Origin of the sequence: Hoeflea sp. IMCC20628 (assembly GCF_001011155.1) — a bacterium.
Taxonomy (GTDB): domain Bacteria; phylum Pseudomonadota; class Alphaproteobacteria; order Rhizobiales; family Rhizobiaceae; genus Hoeflea.
This window is the reverse complement of record NZ_CP011479.1, coordinates 2,139,516-2,159,258: the sequence shown is the minus strand read 5'-3', so window position 1 is coordinate 2,159,258 and position 19,743 is coordinate 2,139,516. Positions and strand designations below refer to the sequence as shown.

At 59.3% G+C, this 19,743-nt stretch carries 17 protein-coding genes; 11 read left to right on the top strand and 6 right to left on the bottom strand.

All coding sequences use genetic code 11. The features are described 5' to 3' along the window. Positions 1–49 precede the first annotated feature (49 nt). Positions 50–1,426: a Trk system potassium transporter TrkA gene (gene trkA / locus IMCC20628_RS10195; protein WP_047030121.1), complete on the top strand. Its 1,377-nt coding sequence runs from the start codon at positions 50–52 to the stop codon at positions 1,424–1,426. Between the two features lie 4 nt (positions 1,427–1,430). Continuing rightward, a complete protein-coding gene (locus IMCC20628_RS10190) occupies positions 1,431–2,900 on the top strand; it encodes a TrkH family potassium uptake protein (protein WP_047030120.1) in 1,470 nt (489 codons plus the stop codon). Between the two features lie 321 nt (positions 2,901–3,221). Here IMCC20628_RS10190 and IMCC20628_RS10185 read toward each other — a convergent pair whose 3' ends face one another. Together IMCC20628_RS10185 and IMCC20628_RS10180 are read right to left on the bottom strand one after the other, a co-directional pair. Further along, complete coding sequence (locus IMCC20628_RS10185) at positions 3,222–3,902, bottom strand: DsbA family oxidoreductase (RefSeq protein ID WP_047030119.1); 681 nt, start codon at positions 3,900–3,902, stop codon at positions 3,222–3,224. Between the two features lie 37 nt (positions 3,903–3,939). Beyond that, the gene (locus IMCC20628_RS10180) at positions 3,940–5,763 is read right to left on the bottom strand and encodes an extracellular solute-binding protein (RefSeq protein ID WP_082128098.1); all 1,824 of its coding nucleotides are present in this window, start codon (positions 5,761–5,763) and stop codon (positions 3,940–3,942) included. Between the two features lie 300 nt (positions 5,764–6,063). Between IMCC20628_RS10180 and IMCC20628_RS10175 the strand changes: the two genes are divergently transcribed. After that, positions 6,064–6,672 (top strand): invasion associated locus B family protein, encoded by a 609-nt coding sequence (locus IMCC20628_RS10175; RefSeq protein ID WP_047030118.1) that lies wholly within the window; start codon positions 6,064–6,066, stop codon positions 6,670–6,672. A gap of 132 nt (positions 6,673–6,804) precedes the next feature. Here IMCC20628_RS10175 and hspQ read toward each other — a convergent pair whose 3' ends face one another. Next, a complete protein-coding gene (hspQ, locus tag IMCC20628_RS10170; RefSeq protein ID WP_047030117.1) occupies positions 6,805–7,134 on the bottom strand; it encodes a heat shock protein HspQ in 330 nt (109 codons plus the stop codon). 136 nt (positions 7,135–7,270) lie between these two features. On the opposite strand from hspQ, the gene IMCC20628_RS10165 reads away from it, so the two are divergent. Continuing rightward, the gene (locus tag IMCC20628_RS10165; protein ID WP_047030116.1) at positions 7,271–8,233 is read left to right on the top strand and encodes an AEC family transporter; all 963 of its coding nucleotides are present in this window, start codon (positions 7,271–7,273) and stop codon (positions 8,231–8,233) included. Here IMCC20628_RS10165 and IMCC20628_RS10160 read toward each other — a convergent pair. Continuing rightward, positions 8,210–9,424 carry a UbiH/UbiF family hydroxylase gene (locus IMCC20628_RS10160; RefSeq protein ID WP_047030115.1) on the bottom strand — a complete coding sequence of 405 codons (1,215 nt, stop codon included), beginning with the start codon at positions 9,422–9,424 and terminating at the stop codon, positions 8,210–8,212. The genes IMCC20628_RS10165 and IMCC20628_RS10160 overlap by 24 nt on opposite strands. A 92-nt stretch (positions 9,425–9,516) precedes the next feature. Here IMCC20628_RS10160 and IMCC20628_RS10155 point away from each other — a divergent pair, with 92 nt between their 5' ends. From IMCC20628_RS10155 to IMCC20628_RS10125, 7 genes are all read left to right on the top strand, one after another. Further along, entirely contained in the window at positions 9,517–10,449 is a 933-nt protein-coding gene (locus IMCC20628_RS10155; protein WP_047030114.1) for a DUF2182 domain-containing protein, read from the top strand. Between the two features lie 18 nt (positions 10,450–10,467). Further along, positions 10,468–11,085 carry a DUF1326 domain-containing protein gene (locus tag IMCC20628_RS10150; RefSeq protein ID WP_047030113.1) on the top strand — a complete coding sequence of 206 codons (618 nt, stop codon included), beginning with the start codon at positions 10,468–10,470 and terminating at the stop codon, positions 11,083–11,085. Positions 11,086–11,111: 26 nt separating this feature from the next. After that, entirely contained in the window at positions 11,112–11,849 is a 738-nt protein-coding gene (gene pcsA, locus IMCC20628_RS10145) for a phosphatidylcholine synthase (RefSeq protein WP_047030112.1), read from the top strand. Positions 11,850–12,154: 305 nt separating this feature from the next. Beyond that, positions 12,155–13,744 (top strand): ABC transporter ATP-binding protein, encoded by a 1,590-nt coding sequence (locus tag IMCC20628_RS10140; protein WP_047030111.1) that lies wholly within the window; start codon positions 12,155–12,157, stop codon positions 13,742–13,744. Further along, positions 13,734–14,819, top strand: a complete 1,086-nt coding sequence (locus IMCC20628_RS10135; RefSeq protein WP_047030110.1) for an ABC transporter permease — start codon at positions 13,734–13,736, stop codon at positions 14,817–14,819. Before IMCC20628_RS10140 ends, IMCC20628_RS10135 begins: the two co-directional genes overlap by 11 nt. Next, complete coding sequence (locus tag IMCC20628_RS10130) at positions 14,819–15,739, top strand: ABC transporter permease (RefSeq protein WP_047030109.1); 921 nt, start codon at positions 14,819–14,821, stop codon at positions 15,737–15,739. Before IMCC20628_RS10135 ends, IMCC20628_RS10130 begins: the two co-directional genes overlap by 1 nt. A 50-nt stretch (positions 15,740–15,789) precedes the next feature. Then, positions 15,790–16,869 carry a BMP family ABC transporter substrate-binding protein gene (locus tag IMCC20628_RS10125; RefSeq protein WP_047030108.1) on the top strand — a complete coding sequence of 360 codons (1,080 nt, stop codon included), beginning with the start codon at positions 15,790–15,792 and terminating at the stop codon, positions 16,867–16,869. Between the two features lie 83 nt (positions 16,870–16,952). Here IMCC20628_RS10125 and IMCC20628_RS10120 read toward each other — a convergent pair whose 3' ends face one another. Beyond that, entirely contained in the window at positions 16,953–18,068 is a 1,116-nt protein-coding gene (locus IMCC20628_RS10120) for an acyltransferase (RefSeq protein ID WP_197078432.1), read from the bottom strand. A 107-nt stretch (positions 18,069–18,175) separates the two neighbouring features. Further along, positions 18,176–19,564 (bottom strand): aspartate aminotransferase family protein, encoded by a 1,389-nt coding sequence (locus tag IMCC20628_RS10115; protein WP_047030107.1) that lies wholly within the window; start codon positions 19,562–19,564, stop codon positions 18,176–18,178. Between the last annotated feature and the right edge of the window lie 179 nt (positions 19,565–19,743).

Below are 19,743 nucleotides of genomic sequence, written 5' to 3'. Positions count from 1 at the left end.
GCCAAGCCGCCAAAGTCGCGGCTTTGAACAGGCTTTTGAGAGGTCGGCAATGAAGGTCATCATTTGTGGTGCTGGACGAGTAGGCTACGGCATTGCCGAGCGGCTGGCCGCTGAAGACAATGATGTGTCGGTCATCGATACGTCGGCCACACTTGTGCAGGCCATCCGTGACACGCTGGATGTGCGCAGCTATGTCGGCCACGGTGCCCATCCCGACGTTCTGGCCCAGGCTGGTGCCGATCAGGCCGACATGATCATTGCTGTCACGCTCTATGACGAGATCAACATGGTGGCGTGCCAGGTGGCACACTCGATTTTCAATGTGCCGACCAAAATCGCCCGCATCCGGGCACAGTCCTATCTCAAACCGCATTGGGCTGACCTGTTTTCCCGCGATCACATGCCCATTGACGTGATCATTTCACCGGAGGTCGAGGTTGGCCAGATGGTGCTGCGGCGCATTGCGTTGCCGGGCGCCACCGATGCTGTCCGATTTGCTGATGACAAGGTGGCGATGGTCGCCATCGAATGTCTTGAAGACTGCCCGGTGGTCAATACGCCGCTGCTGCAGCTCAGTGAACTGTTTCCGGATCTTCTCGCCACCGTGGTGGGCGTCTGGCGTCATGAGAAACTGTTCGTGCCGCATTCCTCCGACCAGCTGGAAACCGGCGACCTTGCCTATGTCGTGTGTGACAAGGACCATGTCCGCCGCACCCTCGGCCTGTTCGGCCACGAGGAGCAGGAGGCAGGCCGCATTGTCATCTCCGGCGGCGGCAATATCGGCTATTATGTCGCCGCAGCGATCGAGGAACGCCAGCCCAAGACCAAGGTGAAGATCATCGAGGCGGACCGCGACCGTGCCGTGGTCATCGCGGACTCGCTGTCGCGAACCGTCGTGCTCAACGGCTCTTCGCTTGATCAGAACATCCTGATCGAGGCCGACATTCAGAACGCTGACCTGATGGTGGCGCTGACCAATGACGACCAGGTCAATATCCTGTCCTCGGTGATGGCCAAGCGGCTTGGCTGCAAGGCCAATCTGACGCTGATCAACAACCCGTCCTACCAGTCCTTCACCAAGACGCTCGGCATCGACGCCCATATCAACCCGCGGGCGGTGACGATTTCCCGCATTCTGCAGCATGTTCGGCGCGGCCGTATCCGTGCGGTCTATTCGGTTCAGAAGGGCTCGGCAGAAGTCATCGAGGCCGAAGCGCTGGAGACATCGCCGCTGGTCGGAAAGCCGCTGCGCAACCTGGATCTGCCCGACGGCGTGCGGATCGGCGCCATCTACCGCGACAAGCAGGTGTTGCGTCCCGATGGATCGCTCAAGATCAAGGCCAAGGACCGCGTGGTGATGTTTGCGGCGCTCGAATCGGTTCGCCATGTCGAGCAGATGTTCCGAGTGAGCCTGGAGTTTTTCTGAGCCGATGCTTGGCTTGTTGCACGTCCTGGCCGTTTCTGTCGTGGGGCTGTTCGCACTCATCGTTCCGGCCGTGTTGTTTGCCATCGCCGATGGCATGCGCGATCTTGCCTTGTCGATGCTGCTGGTCGGCGCACTGGGTGTTTTCGCAGCCCTGATGGTGCTGGGCGCCATCTCCGGGTTTGAACGCAGACTGGGGCGAGCGACGGGGTACCTGGCGCTTGTCGCCGTCTGGGTGTTGCTTCCGCTGATTGCTGCGGTGTCTTTCAAGACCCTCGTGGGTCTGGGCTGGGTTGATGCCTGGTTCGAGGCAGTCGCGGCGTTCACCACATCCGGTTCGTCACTGCTGATCCGCGAAACGACGCCCCGTGCCATATTGTTCTGGCGCGCTTCGATTGAGTGGTACGGCGGGTTTCTCACGCTGGTTTCGATCATTCACGTGCTGGCGCCGGGTGGGTTTGGCGGACTTCCTGCAGGCGACCGCCGCATCATCACCAGTCAATCGAGCGAAATGACGGTTGATCTTGATGATTTTCGCCAGGTTTTGGGACAGTACATGCTCATGACCTTCATCGTTTTTGTCGCGCTGACGCTGGCGGGCGTCACCGGGCCCTACGCCATGATGCTGTCGATGATGGCGATTGCCACCGGGGGGTTCCTTCCTTTCGAAGGGGCGCTTGAAAACCATGCCGGGCCGATGGCGCAGCTGGTGCTGAGCGGCGGATTGTTGCTCGGCACGGTCAGTGTGTTCTGGCGCAGGCGCTTGCTGCGGTCGCCAAAACATTTTTTCATCGGCAGTACGGAAGTCATCATCATCAGCGCCGGCGTTCTCATCATCGCCACCCTTTTCGCCGCCCGGCTTTCGGCGGTGTCAGGCGGGGCTGCGCTGGGGCCGATTGTTGCCGAAAGCCTGATGGCTGCGAGCTCGCTGATTGCCACCAGCGGCATTGAGAGCCGGCCTGGCGTGATCGCGCTGTGGCCCGACATCATCGTCCTGGTGATTGTCCTGGTCGGGGGAGGGATCTATTCCACCACAGGCGGCTTCAAGATCTACCGGATCGGCGCCATGGCGGCTCATTCATGGCGCGAACTCAATCAGCTGATCTACCCCAGCAGCGTCATCAACCTGCGGTTTGGCTCGCAAATCATCGATGAGCCAAGCATGCGGGCGATATGGACCTATTTCGCGCTGTCGCTGCTGGTCATCGCCATGGCGGCCATGGCTTTTACGTTGACTGCTACCAATTTTGAAGCCGGCATCACCATGGCGGTCGCGTTTTTTGCCAATTCCGGCCCGGTCTATGAAGCCCTTGTTCCGCCGTCATATGTGACCGATCCGGAAAACCAGGTCTGGCCGCAAGTCGCGGCCTTGCCGGTCATGGCCAAGCTCGCTGCCATTGCCACCATGACATTGGGCCGTCTTGAAGTGATGGTGATATTCGCGGTTTTGAACATTCGCTACTGGATGAGCCGATAGAGCCGTTCACCTTTGAATGAACCGGTTGATGGAAATCCATCCAGACGAGGCGGTTGGGGTACTCCAATGATCGCAGCGTCAGGCCGACAGGCCATTGTGTGAGCTTGTTCTTTCGCACCCTGGGCTGTGTCGCCCACTGCGAACGGCGCTCACACCGCGTCGCCGCACGCTGCTTGCCAAAGCACGATATCTCAGCGCTCAAACGATTCCATGTCATGATCAACGGTTCGGGAGCGTTGCACGTCAAATTGGACGCACACAGGTCGCCCGGCCTCTTTGATTCGGAACCACCTGCGAGCAAGATAGGGAAGGCCAGACCTCTTACGCGGACGCGTCCGGCTCCTGTTTGCTCTTTTCAAGCACGACCTTGCGCATGGCGTCGGCCAGAGCCGGGGCCGATTGAGCGCCGACCACGGCGTATTTCATGTCGATAAGGAAGCAGGGCACGCCGGTGACGCCCATTTGCCGCGCCTGGTCGATTTCAGCGGTGATGGTGTCGCGGTCGGCGTCACCTGCCAGCAACCGTTCCACAACTTCCTTTTCAAGCCCGACCTGCTCGCCGGCTTCGATCAGAACCGCGTCGTCGCCAATGTTCTTTCCCTCTTCGAAGTACGCCTTGAACAGCACCTCGACCATCTTGTCCTGCGCTTCAAGCCCGAGCGAGCTGGCCCAGCGGATCAGCCTGTGTGCGTCCAGCGTGTTGGCCGAGACCGGAATCTTGTCGAAGGCAAACGGGATGTTCTCGTCTGCGCCTGCGGTTCGTATGGCGGCGTAGGCCTGTGTCGCACCTTCGGCGCCACCAAACTTGTCTTCGAGATATTGCTGCCGGTCCTTGCCTGATTTGGGCAAGGTCGCATCAAGCTGGTAGGGCCGCCAGCGGACCTCGACATTGATCTCGCCCGCGACGTCTGCCAGTGCGGTTTCGAGCCGGCGCTTGCCGATGTAGCACCAAGGGCACATGACATCTGAGACGACGTCGATGGTCAGCGAGGGAGTGGTCATGGGTATGCCTTTTCAGTCTTTGTAACGTTTTCGCGGCTCAGGGTTTGGCTGATGTATCCCACCAGGCCGGCAGATAGTAGCCGTAAAGCGGCGGATCACCTTCGGGCGCGGCAATGCGGCTGCGATGGGCCACCCGTGCCTTGCCGAGATGAAAGGCCGGGATCACATAGTGCCCGGACATCAACACGCGATCAAAGGCGCGCACCGAGGAACGGAAATCATCGGCCGTGCGGGCATTGAGCATCGCGTCGATGGTCGCGTCAACGGCCGGGCTGGCAACCCCGGCGAAATTGAAAGAGCCCTCACGGTCGCGCGATGCCGATCCCCAGCGGGTGAGCTGCTCTGCGCCCGGTGACAGCGACGAAGTGTAGGATTTGACGATCATGTCGTAGTCGAAGGTCTGCGAGCGCTGCTGGTATTGCGCGTCATCGACGGTGCGGATCGACATGGCGATGCCAAGCGCTGCCAATGAGCGCTGATAGGCCACCGCCAGTTTCTCCTGGCCTTCATTCTGGGTCATCAGATCAAAGGCAAACGGCGTGCCGTCTGCCCCCAGAAGCTTGCCGCCCTTGATCTGGAACCCGGCTTCCTGCAGCAGCGTCAGCGCTGCGCGCTGCACCTTGCGGTCACTTGCCGAGCCATCGGTCACCGGCAATGTCCAGGTGCCGTCAAGAATATCGGCGGAGACGGCATCAGGGAAGGGGGCCAGGATCTCGCGTTCGCGTTGATCGGCGGGCTTTCCATAGCTCGACAGGTCCGATCCGTCCCAGAACGAGTGGGTGCGCGTGTAGCTGTTGTTATATAGACTGCGGTTGGCCCATTCAAAATCAAACAGCAGGGTAAAAGCCCGACGTACACGCACATCCTGGAACATTGGCCTGCGGGTGTTGAAGACGAAGCCGTACATGCCCGACGGCGTCTTGCTGTCATATTCCTTGCGAACGACCTCGCCGTCAGTGACCGCGGGAAAATCATAGGCGCGCGTCCAGTTGGTGGCGCTGCCGTCGGGATAGACGTCGAAAACGCCCTTCTTGAAGGCCTCGAACTGGGCCGTCTCGGACAGGAAGTACTCGACGACGATGTCATCGTAATTGTCGGTCCCGCGTTTGATCGGCAGGTCCTTTGCCCAGTAATCCTCGCGGCGGGAAAAACTGATGCGCTCTCCGGGCTTGATGTCGCTGATCAGATAAGGGCCTGAGCCGATGCCGGGTTCAAGGGTCGACTGGTCGAAGGTCTCGGGATCGGTGGCATGTTTGGGCAGCACCGGCGAGAGCGACAGGATCAGCGGGAACTCGCGGTTGGACTCCTCGTTGAAGGCGAACCGCACCGACAGATCACTGATCTTCTCCATTTTGCTCACCCGATTGAGACGCGTGCTGTAAGGCGGGCGGCCCTTGGCCTTGAACAGTTCCATGGTGAAGATGACGTCATCTGCCGTCACCGGCTTGCCATCAGACCAGCGCGCGGCGGGATTGATGTTGTACTGGATGAAACTGCGGTCTTCATCCCATTCGACTGACTCGGCAAGCAATCCGTAAAGCGTGAAGGGTTCGTCCTGCGAGCGCTGCATCAGCGTTTCATAGATCAGATTGCCGAACTCCGGATCGACAACACCGCGAGCATGGGTGCGCATGCTCCTGACGATGAACGGCCGGACACTGTCGAAAGTGCCAACGACGCCATAGGTCACCTTGCCGCCTTTGGGTGCATCGGGATTAACGTAGGGCAGATGGCTGAAATCGGCTGGCAATGCCGGTGCGCCGTGCATGGCGATACCATGGACGGGTTCGGCAACCGCGTTCGGCACGACGCTTACCAGCCCGCCAGCAATCACCATTATCGTCGCCAGCATTCTTCTCATAGTCGATCCTCCAGGGGATGATGCATGGCCATGTCGCAGATAAAAACGGCCGAATCCCCGCCAGAAGATATACGTCGCTCGCCAGCCAAACCACCTCGCACCAGCAGAATGGCGGTTTTTTTGACCTCAAGCCTGCCCGCGGGCTGGAAATTGGCGCCTTCACGCGCTAACAGGGACACGAGCCAAGCCTTGCTGTCGCCGCATTTTCAACCGAGAAGGCGCGGCATACACTTGAGGGCGCGTAAACCGCGCGAAAAGACCGCCGCCCCGGGGGCCGCAATTCAGGAGAGTCGGACGCAAATGAACGTTACCACAAAGACCGTTTTCGCAGCCATCATGTCGGCCGGTATCGCCGCCGCATTCATGCCGGCAACCGCATTTGCGCAGGGCCCGAACCAGGGTTGGTACAAGACCTGCACCAAGCAGGAAGATAACGACGTCTGTGTCGTGCAGAACATTGTCACTGCACCGACAGGTCAGTTGCTTACGGCGATCGGCCTGATCGAAGTGACAGGCAAGGTCAACCGCAAGATCCTTCAGATTACGGTTCCGACCGCACGTCTGATCCAGCCGGGCGTCGCCCTGCAGGTGGATGGCGGACAGGCCCAGCGCGTCGAGTATGCAATCTGCATGCCTGAAACCTGTGTTGCGGAAATCCTGCTCACCGACGCCATGATCGCATCCTACAAGAAGGGTGGCGAACTGGTTCTGACCTCGGTCAACTACCAGCGCACGCCGAACCCGCTGAAGATCTCGCTTGAAGGCTTTACCCAGGTTTGGGATGGTGCGCCGATCGCCCAGTCCGAATTGCAGGAGCGTCAGCGCCTGTTGCAGGAAGAAATGACCAAGAAGGCCGATGAGGCCCGCAAGAAGCTCGAAGACGCACAGGCAGCAGCCAAAACCAAATGATTGCGCCACGCCTCTGACAAAAAAGCCCGGATGCATCACCGCATCCGGGCTTTTTTCGTTTAGCAACCGTTCGAACGCTCCGAGCGTGAGTGCGGGGTCGGCAAGAGGTCGACAACCGCCCGGGTTAGCGGATCAATGGCTGACGCGTTCGCGGGGTCGGTAGATGCCGTCGACATTGGCGTCGAAGAATTCGGCGACTTGGGGATGGCGCACCGGCGTCTCATTGTCATCGGCCAGCAGATTTTGCTCCGAGACATAGGCCACATATTCGGTGTCTTCGCTTTCGGCCAGCAGATGGTAAAACGGCTGGTCTTTGCGCGGCCGGACGTTTTCGGGGATGGCGTTCCACCATTCCTCGGTGTTGGCGAAAACCGGATCAACATCGAATATGACACCACGGAACGGGAAAATCCGGTGCTTGACGACCTGACCGATGCGGAATTTTGCGTGTCTGAGTGTCATGTCTTGCTTCCTTTAGCTTCACAAGATGGGAAGTTTGACGAGATTTTCAACTGTTTATCCTTGACGGCGGCGCGCCGGGAACCTACGCCGTCCGAAGGCTGAAGCGTTGTTTTAACAGCTATTACGGGCGTGAACCATGGCTGAAATCACTGGACTTGTGCTCCCCTTTTTCGGCCTCATCCTGCTGGGCTACATCGCTGCGCGGATTACCAAGCAGCCGCACGAGGCGATGGGGTGGCTCAACACTTTCATCATCTATGTTTCGCTGCCGGCATTGTTTTTTAAGTTGTTGTCACGCACGCCTATCGAACAGTTGGCGCGCTGGGACTATGTGCTAACCAGCATGGTGGTGACCTATACGGTGTTCGCACTGGTCTTTGCGGCCAGCATCCTGCTGCGGCGCGCGCCGATTGGCGAGGCCACTGTTCAGGGGTTGGCGGGCGCTTACGGCAATATCGGCTACATGGGCCCGGGCATTGCCATTCTGGCCTTCGGCGAACCGGCGGCGGTGCCTGTGGCGCTGATCTTCTGTTTTGAAAACATCATGCATTTTACCATCGCGCCGATGATGATGGCCCTGGCCGGCGGAGACCGCCGTACTCCGGGAGGCCTGGTGCTGGAAGTGGTGCGCAAGATCGCCTTCCATCCCTTCATTCTGGCCACTGCCATTGGTGTCGGTGCGGCCTGGCTGGAATTTGTTCCGCCACTGCCGGTTGGCCGCATGATCGATTATCTGGCTCAGGCCGCAGCCCCCTGCGCGCTGTTTGCCATGGGGGTGACGCTGGCGCTGAGGCCGCTCAAGCGGGTGCCGGTTGAACTTGGCTACATCGTGCCGATGAAGCTGATCGCCCACCCGGTGATGATGTATCTCGGATTGAGCGCGGTCGGGAATTTTGAACCGGTCTGGGTTTACACCGGGGTCTTGCTGGCGTCACTGCCAACGGCGACCAATGTGTTCGTCATCGCCCAGCAATATTCTGTCTGGGTCGAACGCGCCTCGGCCACGGTGCTGGTCACCACCGTAAGCAGCGTTGGAACCGTGTCGGTGTTGCTTTGGCTGATTACCAGCGGGACCTTACCGCCCGACCTGTTTCCCTGACGCCGATGCGCCGCCATCATGCCGGTCCTTGCGCCACCCCGGCGTCATGCCTTCGCGCATGGCCAGCAGCCTGAGTGGCGGAATCGCAGACAGAGCAGCCAGTCCACCAGCGCGCAGCGCCTGCAGCGGCAGGAACGAGCTTAGCAGGGCCCGGTTGAGCAGATCGACGCCAGCGGTGCGGCTGGTAACGTCAAGCCGGCGCTGGCGGTTGAATGCGTTGACCGCCTTGGGCGACTGATCCGGCCCGCCGGCCTCGTTGAGTGATCCAATCGCCTGCATGATGTCGCGCAGACCGAGATTGAGACCTTGCGCCCCGATCGGCGGGAACGCATGTCCGGTCTCGCCCACCAGCATGGTCCGGCCTGCGCCAAAGCGTTCGGCGATCAGGCTCGACAACGGCCAGGCCTGAACCTCGCCTTCGACTTCGACCGCGCCGAGGATCGAGCGCATCCGGGTTTCGACCTCCCGGTTCAGCGCCGCGCGGGGCAGGGCGAGAATAGCCTCTACTTCGCCGGGATCGACCGCCCACACGAGGCTCGACCGGTTGCCCGGCAGCGGCACCTGGGTGAATGGACCTTGTTCGGTGTGGAACTCGGTCGAAGTGTCTGCATGCGGTATGCTGTGGGAGAAGTTCAGAACCAGCGCTGTCTGCGGGTAGGACCAGGTTTTCACGCTTATGCCGATCGATTCGCGCAGTTTGGAGCCGCGACCGTCGGCAGCAAGCGCGGTCAGTGCCGTCACTTGCGTTCCGTCGGCGAGCGCCAGACCAATGTTCGCATCGGATTGAACGGCCGAAACGAGCGGGCTTTCAAAACGTTCAATCAACTCAGACGCTAACGTTGCCGCCTGAAGGCAGTCAAACAGCGGCTGGTTGGGAATGTTGTAGCCAAAGGCATCAAGATCGATTTCGCTGGAGCGAAAGGACACCGGCGGCGCGCGCAACAGCCGTGCCGTGCCATCAAGAATCCGCATGGTGCGCAACGGCGCCGAAACCGGGAGCACCTTGTCCCAGATGCCGAGGTGGATCAGCAGATCAATTGATTCCGACAACAAGGCAGTGGTGCGTCCGTCCTGACGCGGCGGTGGTGGGGCAATGAATGCCACCTTCCAGCCTTCAGCGGCCGCAGCCAGCGCCGCAACCGATCCGGCAAGGCCGCCGCCAACAACCGCGACATCATAGAGCTTGTGCATTTGTTCGGCCTTTCAGTCAGTTGCCGATTGCCTATCGGGCTTTTCATCCTTTACATCGCCTGACCAACGAACTCCATGGGATCAATTGGCGCATGTTCACGCCTCGTGGCAACAAAGATCCGCTCGACGGCCAATTTGACCAGTTGGATCGGTCGGGACGCGTGATCGCCACTCTGGCGCGAAAACCGGTTTGGCCTGTGCTGGCCATGGTTCTGGTCACCGCTGCCATTGCCTGGTGGTTTCTGCTGTCCATGGCCGGTTCCATCGCATTGATCGAGGGCTCACCGCAGCCGCTGGGGCCGGGCATGTCGATCATTTCCCGGTTCTTGCCGGTGGATCCGGGTTCATTTGCCGCAAGAATCGCCGATCTCTGCCTTTCGGGCGATTCGGGTTTTTTGCTTGCCAGCGGTTCAGTGCTGTCAGTGGCGTCGGCTCTTTTCATGATGTGGTTTGCGATGGCAGCGGCAATGATGTTGCCGACGGCAGCGCCGATGATCCGCACCTACGCCGAAATTGCCGATACCGGTGCCGCACGCGGCGAACCGGTGGTACATCCTGCAGTTCTGGCTGGCGGATATCTGTTGGTATGGGCACTGGCAGCCATTGTGTTCACGCTTGTGCAGATGCTGATCAGCTCCATCACAGGCGCCACGGCCACCGGACCGGTCGGCGGCGTGATCGCCGGGCTGATCCTGATCGGCGCCGGCGCCTACCAGTTCAGCGCGATCAAGCAAGCCTGCCTGACCAAGTGCCGCAATCCGTTCACCACTTTGTTTGCCCGCTGGAAAACCAGTGTAAGCGGCGTATTCCGGCTTGGTATGGAGCAGGGGCTGTGGTGCCTGGGATGTTGTTGGGCATTGATGCTGATCATGCTTGCAGTCGGCAGCATGAATGTGGTCTGGATGGCAGCGCTCACGGTGTTTACTTTCGTGGAAAAAACCGGCGCGGGCCGGGTGACAACGCGCACCGGCGGGGCGATAGTGATCCTTTGGGGATCCGCGCTCGTTTGGGGGGCGTTGAATTGATTTCGGGAGAAGGTCTGCATGGCTGATGTTGAATGGGCTTTGAAGGGCGAATTGGTGCTGTCGTGCAATTGCACCGTGTTTTGCCCTTGCGTGATTTCGCTTGGCCAGCATCCGCCAACCGAAGGCTATTGCCAGACCTGGGCCGGCTTTCGGGTCGACAACGGCTATTATGGCGACACGGACCTTTCCGGACTCAATCTCGGGCTGATCATGGAGATTCCGGGCTATATGAGCCGTGGCAACTGGACGGCAGGGCTTTTTGTCGACAAGCGGGCCTCTATCTATGCCACCAAGGCGTTCACCAAGATTTTCACCGGCAAGGCCGGTGGAACAACGGCGCTGTTGTCTATTCTGGTCGGCAATTTCCTCGGCGTTCAACAGCAACCGATCACTTACGAAGTTGAGGACAAAAAACGTGTCTTCAAGATTCCCAAGATCATTGATGGTGTGGTTTCACCGATTCCGGGCAAAAACCATGGCGAGGACACGGTGATCACCAATTCCGAATACTGGATTGCGCCGGAGATCATCGTCGCCAAATCGGAAAAGTCCAAACTGCGCGCCTTTGGCCGCAATTGGAATTTTGCCGGCCGATCGGCCGAAATTTGCAAACTGGACTGGAGCGGTCCCAACTGAGTTAGCGTGGAAAGGGAGTTGGCGGCATGAAGCTTCCATTCAAATACCGTCGCGTTCCCTACGCGGAAATTCGGGCGTTTTCCGTCCATATCCTGACGGCCAGCGGGTCCTTCATGGCGTTCCTGGCACTGGTTGCGGCCGCTGAAGGGCGGTTCGTCGATCTGTGGTGGTGGCTGGCGGTCGCCATGCTGATTGACGGCATTGACGGGCCGATTGCGCGCAAGCTCAATGTCAAGGAAGTGCTGCCGAACTGGTCGGGCGTGATGCTCGACAATGTGATCGACTATGTCACCTATGTGCTGATTCCGGCTTTCGCGCTCTACCAGAGCGGCATGATCGGCGAGCCCTTGTCCTTTGTCGCCGCGGGTTTGATCGTGGTGTCGAGCGCCATCTATTATGCAGACATGGGCATGAAGACCGATGAGAATTTCTTCTCCGGCTTCCCGGTGGCCTGGAACATGCTAGTGTTCACCCTGTTCGTCATCGGCGCATCCCAAACCGTGGCCTTCCTGATCGTGCTGGCAGCCGTGGTGATGACGTTCTTGCCGATCAATTTTCTGCATCCGGTGCGCGTCGCGCGATTGCGACCGATCAACCTGACCATATTCGGGATCTGGTCGGTGCTGTCGGCCTGTGCGCTGCTGCTGCATTTCGACAGTCCGGACTGGCTGATGTGGGCGGTGATGCTGACTGGCGGTTACCTGTTTGTCATCGGCGGAATCATGCAGATGTTTCCCGGATTGGGGCACCGGTCGTCAGACTGATGACGCCCCTGTGGTCTTCACAGGCCGAATCGGGTTTGCGTCAGAGGAAACACTATCAATATTATTTTGATAAACGCCGACGGTTGTCGTCTTTGTCGAAAGATGGAAATGCACCGCATTATGAAATTACTTGTTATTTTCGGTCCGCGTCCCCTTGTGCAGCGCACAAATATTGCGTTTTATGCGACATGAGTCCGAGCGGTACGAGCCAAACGATCCCTTGAATTTCAAGGCAAGATAGTGAAGCTTGTGTCATGTGCTTTCGGGAGTAACGCCCTTCAATAGGGCGGCTGCGGAAATCACGGATATCAGGGGGTGACGTGCCAGACCAACACAGCGAAACGCCGCTTTTGGAAACAAGAGGGCTGACCAAGATCTTCGGTAGTTTGCGGGCGTGCGATAGCATCGACCTGAAAATCGCTCCCGGAGAAGTTCACGCATTGCTCGGCGAAAATGGCGCCGGCAAATCAACATTGGTCAAGATGTTGTTCGGGGTGCTCGATCCAAGCGAGGGCGAAATCCTGTGGAAGGGCAAGCCGGTCAAGATCGGCAGCCCGGCCGAAGCCCGCGCCACCGGCGTCGGAATGGTGTTCCAGCATTTTTCGCTGTTTGAAGCCCTGACTGTTGCCGAAAACATTGCTCTGGCGCTCGATGGCAATATCCCGATCGACAAGATTTCCGAAGAGGCGCGGCGGCTGTCGCTGGAATATGGCCTGCCGCTCGATCCATCGGCTCATGTGGCCGATCTCTCGGTCGGCGAACGCCAGCGCATCGAGATCGTCCGCGCGCTGCTGCAAAACCCTGAACTGATCATTCTTGACGAACCAACCTCGGTTCTGACCCCGCAGGAAGCCGACAAGCTGTTTGAAACACTGGCCAAACTGAAGGCCGAAGGCCGGTCGGTGCTCTATATCAGCCACCGTCTCGAAGAGGTCCAGCGGATTTGCGATCGCGCCACGGTGCTGCGCCACGGCAAGATCACCGGAGCCTGCGACCCACGGCTGGAAACCCCGTCGTCGCTGGCGCAGATGATGGTTGGTGGCGAAGTCGCTCAGATTTCCGGTGCCGGATTGGGCGAGCCGGGCGAGTTGCTGATCGAAATCAGCAAGCTGAGTGCGCCGTCGCGTTCGCCCTTCGCCGTCGCCTTGCGCGACATCGACCTCTCTGTGCATGCGGGCGAAGTGGTGGCTATCGCCGGTGTGGCCGGCAATGGCCAGAGCGAGTTGTTCGACGTGCTGTCAGGCGAGGACACGGTCAAGGATGCCGGATCGATCCGGATCTGCGGCAAGGCGGTCGGGCGGATGGGCATCACCGGACGGCGATTGCTGGGATGCGGATTTGTGCCCGAGGAGCGCCACGGTCATGCGGCGGTCACCGACATGCCCTTGACCTCGAACCTGGTGCTGTCGCGCCATGCTTCTGACCGTTCGGCGTTCTTGTCGGGCGGCCTGCTGGGACTGATCAACACCGGCGCGGTTGCCACTGCCGCCAAACGGATTTCCAAGATCATGGATGTGCGCAAATCGGGCGAGGACCCGATGGCGGGCTCGCTGTCGGGCGGCAACCTGCAGAAATTCATCGTCGGGCGCGAACTTGACCGCCAGCCGGTGGTGCTGGTCGTCAACCAGCCGACATGGGGCGTAGACGCAGGCGCGGCGAGCCGGATCAGGCAAGCCCTGATCGATCTCGCAAAAAGCGGTTCGGCCGTGGTTGTGATCAGCCAGGATCTGGATGAAGTCTTTGAGATTGCAAGCCGTATCGCCGTCATCAATGAAGGCCAGCTCTCCGTTCCCGAACCTGCGGCAACCATGACCCGTGAACGCATCGGCCTGTTGATGGGCGGTTTTCACGATGGAACCGGCCAAGCCCACGCGGAGGCTCTCCATGCGCATTGAACTGAAAAAACGTGACGGCATATCATCGCTGTTTTCGATCCTGTCTCCGTTCATTGCCTTCGGCCTGACGCTGATTGCCGGCGTCATCCTGTTTGTGGCGCTCGGCAAGGACCCCATCCAGGCGCTCTATAGCTTCTTCATCGAGCCGCTGACCGAAACCTGGTCGCTGCACGAGCTGGCGATCAAGGCGGCGCCGCTGATCCTGATCGCGGTCGGCCTGTCGGTCTGCTACCGGTCGAACAACTGGAACATCGGCGCTGAAGGCCAGTTCATTATCGGGGCGATGGCCGGCTCGGTGCTGCCGGTGGTGTTTCATGGATGGCATTCGCCGCTGGTGCTGCCATTGATGATGATCATGGGCATGATTGGCGGCGCGGCCTATGCGGCGATCCCGGCCTTCCTCAAGGCACGGCTTAATACCAACGAGATCCTGACCAGCTTGATGCTGGTCTATGTGGCAGAGCTTTTACTCGACTGGACCGTGCGCGGGCCGTGGCGCAACCCGGAAGGCTTCAACTTCCCCGAAACCCGCAATTTTGATGTGTCCGCAGTGCTGCCGCGCATTATCGAGTCGGGCAAGACCCATTGGGGCTTTGGCTTTGCGCTGATTGCGGCGGTGGTGCTGTGGTTCGTCATGCGCCGCACACTGAAGGGTTTTGAAATCACCGTGCTGGGACAATCGGCGCGGGCAGGGCGGTTTGCCGGGTTTTCCGACAAGAAGATGGTCTATTTCGCTTTCCTGCTGTCCGGCGCGCTGGCCGGGCTTGCCGGCATTTCCGAGGTCTCCGGGGCCATCGGTCAATTGCGTCCGGTGATTTCTCCTGGCTATGGCTTTACCGCCATCATCGTGGCCTTCCTGGGCCGGCTCAACCCGCTCGGCATTGTCGCTGCCGGCCTGGTGTTGGCCTTGACCTATCTCGGCGGAGAAGCGGCGCAAATCTCGATCGGCATCACCGACAAGGTGACGCGGCTGTTTCAGGGATTGTTGTTGTTCTTCGTTCTGGGCTGCGACACGCTGATCCATTACCGCATCCGGCTGGTGTTCAGCTCGGCACGCAAAGGGAGTGCCGCCTGATGGACATGACCCAGGCTATTATTTTGACGATCATGACGGCGGCCACACCGCTGCTGCTGGCGGCCATCGGCGAACTGGTTGTCGAACGCTCAGGCGTTCTCAATCTCGGCGTCGAAGGCATGATGATCATGGGCGCGGTTGTAGCCTTCGCTGTGGCCCAGATTACCGGATCGGCCGGGCTGGGCGCTCTTGGCGGCTTGATCGCGGGCATGCTGTTTTCTACGCTTTTTGGTTTCCTCACTCTGACGCTGGTTGCCAATCAGGTGGCCACAGGGCTTGCCTTGACCATCCTCGGGCTGGGCCTGTCCGGCATGATCGGCGAGTCCTTCATCGGTCTGCCGGGGCTGAAACTTGAATCTATTGCCATTCCGCTTCTGTCCGACATCCCGTTCATCGGCCGGTTGCTGTTTGATCAGGATCCTATCTTCTACACCTCGATCCTTGCCGTGGTGGGCGTAAACTGGTTTTTGTTCAGAAGCCGGGCAGGTCTGAGGCTGCGCGCCATCGGCGACAACCACTCATCCGCTCATGCGCTGGGCGTCAATGTGGTGCGCACACGCTATCTTGCAGTGATGTTCGGAGGCGCCTGCGCCGGTCTTGCCGGTGCCCATCTGTCGATCGTCTATACGCCGCAATGGGTTGAGAACATGACCGCGGGGCGTGGCTGGATTGCCCTGGCGCTTGTCGTCTTTGCATCCTGGCGGCCGAGCCGGGTGCTGGCCGGCGCCTATCTGTTCGGCGCAGTCTCGATCGGGCAGTTGCATGCACAGGCACTGGGCCTTGGAATCCCATCACAATTCCTTTCAGCTCTTCCCTACCTCGCCACGATTGCGGTACTGGTTATCATATCGCTGAATCGGAGGATGACGCTGATCAACACGCCGGCATCGCTCGGCAAACCCTTTGTACCGGAAAGATAGACAAAGATCTCCGGCACGATACCAACAACCAACCAGACAGGGTGAACTCAATGAAGAAGACGTTTTTTCTCCTCGCCGCGGCCACTGCGCTCGCCGGCTTCTCTGCTCCGGCAAATGCCGAAGCCATGGACAAGGTCAAGGCCTGCTTCATTTACGTCGGACCAGTAGGCGATTTCGGCTGGTCCTATCAGCACGATCAGGGCCGCCAGTTTGTCGAGGAAAAGCTTGGCGACAAGGTCGAGACCGCTTATCTCGAAAGCGTGCCTGAAGGTGCAGACGCCGAACGCGCCATTGAACGTTTCGCCCGTTCGGGCTGCAACATCATCTTCACCACGTCCTTCGGCTACATGGATCAGACCAACAAGGTCGCCAAGGACTTTCCGGAGATCAAGTTCGAGCACGCAACCGGCTATAAGACCGAACACCCCAATGTTGCGACCTATGATTCCCGCTTCTATCAGGGCCGCTATGTCCTCGGCCAGATCGCGGCGAAAGTGTCCGAAGTCGGCACTGCAGGCTACATTGCCTCGTTCCCGATCCCCGAAGTTATTCAGGGTATCAACTCTTTCATGCTCGGCGCGCAGTCGGTCAATCCCGATTTCAAGCTGAAGGTAATCTGGTCCAATACCTGGTTTGACCCAGGCAAGGAAGCCGATGCTGCCAAGGCATTGCTCGATCAGGGTGCCGATATCCTGACCCAGCACACTGATTCCACGGCACCAATGCAGGTGGCCGCCGAACGTGGCGCGCATGCATTCGGACAGGCATCCGACATGTACAACTTCGGCAAGGAAACCCAGTTGACGGCCATCGTTGACGAATGGGGCCCCTATTATCTCGAACGCATCCAGGCCGTGCTTGATGGCACCTGGGAGCAGTCGCGGACTTGGGGCGGAATGGCCGAAGGCCACGTCGTGATGGCGGCTTACACCAACATGCCTGACGACGTGAAAGCCATGGCTGAAGAAACCCAGGCCAAGATCACATCCGGTGAATTCCACCCCTTCACCGGCCCGATCACCAAGCAGGACGGTACCGAATGGCTTGCTGATGGCGTTGTCGCCGAAGACGGTGAGCTTTCCGGTATGAACTTCTACGTCAAGGGAATTGACGACCAACTGGCCAAGTAAGCCAGGTTTGGCACCTTGGAATCAAGAAAACGGGGGCGGCTGCATTGGCCGCCCCTTCTTTTTGCCCCGTCTTCTTGCAGCCGCTATTCGGCCGGCGCGGGGTATTGCGTCATGGTGCGGGGCAGGAAACGTGCAGCGGGGGAAAACAGCCCGCGAATGATCCGGCGTCCAGTTGGCTCGACGTGGCGGTAAATCCACCAGCTTACAGTCAGTGACATTGCAATCGCGAGTGCAAACGCCGCCCATTTGCCGACTGCCGGCGCACTGACGTTGATCAGGATGTAGCCGGCATTCTGGTGAACCAGGTAAAGTGGATAGCTGATGCCGCCCAGCGCGAGAGCCCAGGGTCCGGCTTTGACATGGCGGCCCAGTGTCGCCGCCAGCACAAACAGGATGACGATGCCGGCATTTGCCAAAGCCACCGTCAGTGCCGTAGAGGCTTCGTCAAGCCGGGCAATGACATCGAGCCGCTGTACCTCGGCAGTGTGGAAGGTCATGACCAGCGCCAGCCCGGCCAGGAACAGGCGCAATCGGCTGCCGCCCAATGAAGATATCCGCCAGACCATGGCGCCAAGGGCAAAATAGGCTCCGTATTCGGTCAGGAACATCAGCTCGATCGGGCGCGACCCGATGATCATGTTGTTGGCGACGACCAGCGCCAACCAGACGGCTACCGCCACGTCGGTATGGCGTGGCAATACCCCGGTGAACAACCCGATGACCACCCAGGCGTAAAAGATCAATTCAATGACGATCGACCAGTATGCCCCATCCATGAACGAAGCCCCGAAGATCGGCGCCACCATGGTCAGATTGGCTAGCCATTGCAACGCATTGGTGGTGAAGGGCGCTTCGGCCCACCATGTCATCGCCAGAAACGTGACTGTCATCGCCGCCAGGTGGGCGGGGTAAAGCCGCGCCAGACGGCTTATGGAAAATCCGTACCAGTCACGCCCTGTTGCCGACCAGATGATCACAAATCCGGAGATCATGAAGAACAGATTGACGCCCAGATAGCCAAGCGCGACTGAATCGCCGGCGGCGCCAAAGGAATGATCCAGGTAACCGCCCTCGCGAGCACCGCGATACAGGAAGTGATAGATCACCAACATCAACGCGGCGGCGAAGCGCAACATGTCCAGCAGGCCGTTCCGCTGATATCTGTTTGCTGCCAGGGGGCTGGGTTGAGTGGTGCGCACGATGATCTCCTTCGCAGATGACAAGATCATAGCGCAAACACCAACGCCGGGCTTGATAACCCGGCGTTAAGCTTAAGCGTAAAGGATAAATTCGGCTCATTCCCGTATCAGGCAAGACCCTGCTTGCGGATGTCGTCCCAGGCTTCGTCGAGTGTCTTTTTGGCGGTAGCGATCAGGTGATCGACCTCTTCTTCGGTGATGGTCAGCGGCGGCGAGATGATTAGTGAATCGCTCACCGCGCGCATTACCAGTCCATTGGCGAAGGAATGATCGCGGGTGATGGTTCCGACCTTGCCGACATTGCCGAAGCGCTTCTTCAGGTCGTTCTCGTCAGGCACCAATTCCAGCGCCCCGAACATGCCGACGCCGCGGGCCTGGCCGACCAGCGGATGTTCCTCCAGCGCCTTCCAGCGCTGCTGGAAATAGGGTCCGATATGGTCGCGAACGCGCTCGATCAGACCTTCCCGCTTGATGATGTTGATATTGGCGATGGCCGCCGCGCAGCAGGCCGGGTGGCCGGCATAGGTGTAGCCATGGAAGAATTCGACGCCGTCTCGGTGCAGGACTTCGGCGATCTCGTCGGATACCAGCACGCCACCCATCGGCAGATAGCCGGATGTGAGGCCCTTGGCGATCGTCATCAGGTCAGGCTTCATGTCATAGAAGCCGGAACCAAACCATTCGCCTGTACGTCCGAAACCGCAGATCACTTCGTCGGCGATGAACAGGATGTCGCGGCTTTCAAGGATGCGCTTGACCTCGGGCCAGTAGGTGGCGGGCGGGACGATGACGCCGCCGGCGCCCTGGATCGGCTCGGCGATGAAGGCGGCAACATTCTCTTCGCCGATTTCCTCGATGGCGCGCTCGAGTTCACGTGCCGCCCAGATGCCGAACTCGTCTTCGCTCATGTCGGTCATCATGCCTTCGCCGAACCAGTAGGGCTGGGCGATGTGATGAATATCCGGTATCGGCAGGCCGCCCTGGCTGTGCATGGCGCCCATCCCGCCAAGCGAGGCGCCGGCCATGGTGGAGCCGTGATAGGCGTTCTTGCGGCTGATCACCACCTTCTTGGATGGCTGGCCCTGCAGCGCCCAATAGGTGCGTACCAGGCGCAAATTCGTGTCGTTGGCTTCCGAACCGGAGCCGGAATAAAGCACCATGTTGATGTGGTCGGGCGCGATACCAGCCAGCAATTCCGACAGTTCGATCACCGGCGGGTGCGTGGTCTTGAAGAAGGTGTTGTAATAGGACAATTCGCTCATCTGGGAGCGGACAGCCTCGACGATCTCCTGGCGGCCATGGCCGACATTGACGCACCACAATCCGGCCATTCCATCAAGCATGCGGTTGCCATCCGTGTCCCACAGCCAGACGCCGTCTGCACGCGAGATGACCCGACGTTCGTCAATGCCCAAAGCTCCGTGGTCCGTGAACGGGTGAAGGTGGTGTTTGTGATCGGAAACCTTGAGATCGTGAGAAGACACATTGACGCGCATTGTTTTTTTCCTGATTGAATTGTGAGATAGGTCTCTAGGAAATCAGTTTGACCTTTATTTGAGTGTGTGCACAATTTTTCGACGCGGACAAGCACCGCGACATCCGGCGACTGCATCCGCCGTTCGAATGAATTCATTTGAACGGCAACCTACAATGCATTGCTTCAAAGTGGTACTGC

Bases quoted from the DNA above. Each gene is read 5' to 3' on its own strand.
- IMCC20628_RS10160 (WP_047030115.1), bottom strand. From the start codon at position 9,424: ATGCACAAGCTCTATGATGTCGCGGTTGTTGGCGGCGGCCTTGCCGGA.
- IMCC20628_RS10165 (WP_047030116.1), top strand. From the start codon at position 7,271: ATGGCTGAAATCACTGGACTTGTGCTCCCCTTTTTCGGCCTCATCCTG.
- IMCC20628_RS10155 (WP_047030114.1), top strand. From the start codon at position 9,517: ATGTTCACGCCTCGTGGCAACAAAGATCCGCTCGACGGCCAATTTGAC.
- IMCC20628_RS10115 (WP_047030107.1), bottom strand. From the start codon at position 19,564: ATGCGCGTCAATGTGTCTTCTCACGATCTCAAGGTTTCCGATCACAAA.
- IMCC20628_RS10175 (WP_047030118.1), top strand. From the start codon at position 6,064: ATGAACGTTACCACAAAGACCGTTTTCGCAGCCATCATGTCGGCCGGT.
- IMCC20628_RS10180 (WP_082128098.1), bottom strand. From the start codon at position 5,763: ATGAGAAGAATGCTGGCGACGATAATGGTGATTGCTGGCGGGCTGGTA.
- hspQ (WP_047030117.1), bottom strand. From the start codon at position 7,134: ATGACACTCAGACACGCAAAATTCCGCATCGGTCAGGTCGTCAAGCAC.
- trkA (WP_047030121.1), top strand. From the start codon at position 50: ATGAAGGTCATCATTTGTGGTGCTGGACGAGTAGGCTACGGCATTGCC.
- IMCC20628_RS10125 (WP_047030108.1), top strand. From the start codon at position 15,790: ATGAAGAAGACGTTTTTTCTCCTCGCCGCGGCCACTGCGCTCGCCGGC.
- IMCC20628_RS10185 (WP_047030119.1), bottom strand. From the start codon at position 3,902: ATGACCACTCCCTCGCTGACCATCGACGTCGTCTCAGATGTCATGTGC.
- pcsA (WP_047030112.1), top strand. From the start codon at position 11,112: ATGAAGCTTCCATTCAAATACCGTCGCGTTCCCTACGCGGAAATTCGG.
- IMCC20628_RS10150 (WP_047030113.1), top strand. From the start codon at position 10,468: ATGGCTGATGTTGAATGGGCTTTGAAGGGCGAATTGGTGCTGTCGTGC.
- IMCC20628_RS10130 (WP_047030109.1), top strand. From the start codon at position 14,819: ATGGACATGACCCAGGCTATTATTTTGACGATCATGACGGCGGCCACA.
- IMCC20628_RS10135 (WP_047030110.1), top strand. From the start codon at position 13,734: ATGCGCATTGAACTGAAAAAACGTGACGGCATATCATCGCTGTTTTCG.
- IMCC20628_RS10190 (WP_047030120.1), top strand. From the start codon at position 1,431: ATGCTTGGCTTGTTGCACGTCCTGGCCGTTTCTGTCGTGGGGCTGTTC.